The organism is Streptomyces sp. NPDC101166 (assembly GCF_044768125.1).
Lineage (GTDB): Bacteria > Actinomycetota > Actinomycetes > Streptomycetales > Streptomycetaceae > Streptomyces.
Window position 1 is genome coordinate 1 of sequence record NZ_JBIWPF010000059.1, and the last position, 2,483, is coordinate 2,483.

Here is a 2,483-nt window from a genome sequence, read left to right on the forward strand (position 1 = left end):
GGCACGCAGACCACCTACAGCTACCTGCTCAAGGCCAAGAAGGGCATCGGGGCGTTCGGGACCGGCATCGTATTCTGTTTGATCGCAAAGGATTCCGACGCCACCCGCACGATCGACAACGCCAAGGTCGGCGACTGCCTGAAGAAGACCGGCGCCAACGACGTCGAGATCACCGGCTGCACCGCGCCCGACGCGAAGTACAAGATCCTCAGCTCGGTTTTCGACAAATCCCTCTGCGACCGCGTCGCGGGCTCCATCGCGAGCTACTCCTATCAACAGGCCGGCGAGATCATGCCGAAGGTCTACTGCCTCGGGTCGCCGCGTTGATGTGACGCGGACCTCGATTTGGTCGCTGATCAGGGGTTGTCTACACTAGACCGGTTGCTCGGGCACAGCTGTGTCCGCACGCGTCCTCGCGTGCGGCGTTGCTCCGGGCGCAAGCGATTGATCCGGTCGGGCGTTCCCGGCTGGACCGCCCCAATTGTCGTAGGCCCACGACCGCCGATCTCAGACGGTGCTGAATGGGAACCGCGGCAGGAAGGTACCGGTCAAACACATGACCATGACTGATCCCATCGCAGACTTCTTGACCCGTCTGCGCAACGCCAACTCGGCGTACCACGATCAGGTGAAGGCGCCGCACTCGAAGCTCAAGGTGAACATCGCCGAGATCCTCAAGCGCGAGGGCTACATCGCCGACTTCCGCGTCGAAGACGCCCCCGTCGGCAAGAACCTGATCGTCGACCTGAAGTACGGCCCGAGCCGCGAGCGCTCCCTGCAGGGTGTGCGCCGCGTGTCGAAGCCGGGCCTCCGGGTTTACGCGAAGTCCACCAACCTGCCCAAGGTGCTCGGCGGCCTCGGCGTGGCGATTATCTCCACGTCCTCCGGTCTGCTCACTGACCGTCAGGCCAAGCAGCAGGGCGTGGGCGGCGAAGTCCTCGCCTACGTCTGGTAAGGGAGGTAGGAACAATGTCGCGTATCGGTAAGAAGCCGATCCCGGTTCCCGCCGGCGTCGAGGTGACCATCGACGGCCAGAACGTGTCGGTCAAGGGTTCCAAGGGCACCCTGTCCCACGTTGTCGCCGAGCCGATCACCGTCGTCAAGGCGGAGTCCGGTGAGCTCGAGGTCGTTCGTCCGAACGACGAGCGTCAGAACCGCTCGCTGCACGGCCTGACCCGCACCCTGATCAGCAACATGATCGAGGGCGTCACCAAGGGTTACGAGAAGAAGATGGAAATCTTCGGCGTCGGTTACCGCGTGGCGGCCAAGGGCTCGAACCTCGAGTTCGCCCTGGGTTACTCGCACCCGGTTCCGGTCGACGCCCCCGAGGGCATCACCTTCGCGGTGGAGTCCCCGACCAAGTTCTCGGTGTCCGGCATCGACAAGCAGAAGGTCGGCCAGATCGCCGCGGTGATCCACGGCCTGCGTAAGCCCGATCCGTACAAGGGCAAGGGCATCCGCTACGCCGGCGAGGTCGTTCGCCGCAAGGTCGGAAAGACGGGTAAGTAAGCCATGGCACAAACCGAAAAGCAGAAGGCCGCTCGTAAGCCGATCGGCAAGGACGCCTCGACCTCGCGCCGCCTGTCGAAGACGCGTCGTCACTTCCGTCTGCGCAAGAAGGTCGTCGGCACCACCGAGCGTCCGCGCCTGGTGGTCAACCGCTCCGCGCGCCACCTGCACGCCCAGCTGATCGACGATTCGGCCGGCAAGACCATTGCCGCCGCGTCGACCATCGAGGCCGATGTGCGTGCGCTCGAGGGTGACAAGTCCGCCAAGGGCGCCAAGGTCGGCGAGCTCATCGCCGCCCGCGCCAAGGCTGCCGGCGTCGAGGCGGTCGTGTTCGACCGTGGTGGTCACGACTACCACGGCCGTATCGCGGCTCTCGCCGACGCCGCCCGTGAAGGTGGGCTGAAGTTCTGATGATCAACACTGCGAACGAAGGGAACGTCTGATGCCGGGACGTCAGCGGCGTGACGGCGGAAGCAACGGTCCCGCCGGACAGAACAGTGGCAGCGACAACCGCGATCAGCGTGGTGGCGGTCGTGGCCGTCGCGACGACAATCGTCGGGACAATGCCGCCGAGAAGAACCAGCTCGAGCGCGTCGTCGCGATCAACCGCGTCTCCAAGGTCGTGAAGGGTGGTCGTCGCTTCAGCTTCACCGCCCTCGTGATCGTCGGTGACGGCAACGGTCTCGTCGGCGTCGGCTACGGCAAGGCCAAGGAAGTTCCCGCGGCCATCCAGAAGGGTGTCGAAGAGGCTCGCAAGAACTTCTTCCGCGTTCCGATGATCGGCTCCACGGTCACCCACCCGGTTCAGGGTGAGGCGGCTGCCGGTGTCGTCATGCTGCGTCCGGCTTCGCCCGGTACCGGTGTGATCGCCGGTGGCGCGTGCCGTGCCGTTCTGGAGTGCGCCGGCATCCATGATGTTCTGGCCAAGTCGCTCGGTAGCGACAACGCCATCAACGTCGTGCACGCCACGGTTG

At 64.9% G+C, this 2,483-nt stretch carries 5 protein-coding genes; all 5 read left to right on the forward strand.

Features of this window, described 5'->3' with window-relative positions; all coding sequences use genetic code 11:
• Positions 1–327: hypothetical protein (locus ACIRS4_RS36165; protein WP_404204192.1), on the forward strand; the 327-nt coding region annotated here is incomplete at its 5' end.
• Positions 328–556: 229 nt separating this feature from the next.
• Entirely contained in the window at positions 557–955 is a 399-nt protein-coding gene (gene rpsH, locus ACIRS4_RS36170) for a 30S ribosomal protein S8 (protein ID WP_213558035.1), read from the forward strand.
• Between the two features lie 14 nt (positions 956–969).
• On the forward strand, positions 970–1,509 hold the full coding sequence (rplF, locus tag ACIRS4_RS36175) for a 50S ribosomal protein L6 (protein WP_357089111.1): 540 nt from the start codon (positions 970–972) through the stop codon (positions 1,507–1,509).
• 3 nt (positions 1,510–1,512) lie between these two features.
• Positions 1,513–1,920 (forward strand): 50S ribosomal protein L18, encoded by a 408-nt coding sequence (gene rplR, locus ACIRS4_RS36180; RefSeq protein ID WP_357089108.1) that lies wholly within the window; start codon positions 1,513–1,515, stop codon positions 1,918–1,920.
• Between the two features lie 31 nt (positions 1,921–1,951).
• A partial coding sequence (rpsE, locus tag ACIRS4_RS36185; RefSeq protein ID WP_404204196.1) for a 30S ribosomal protein S5 occupies positions 1,952–2,483 on the forward strand: 532 nt, incomplete at its 3' end.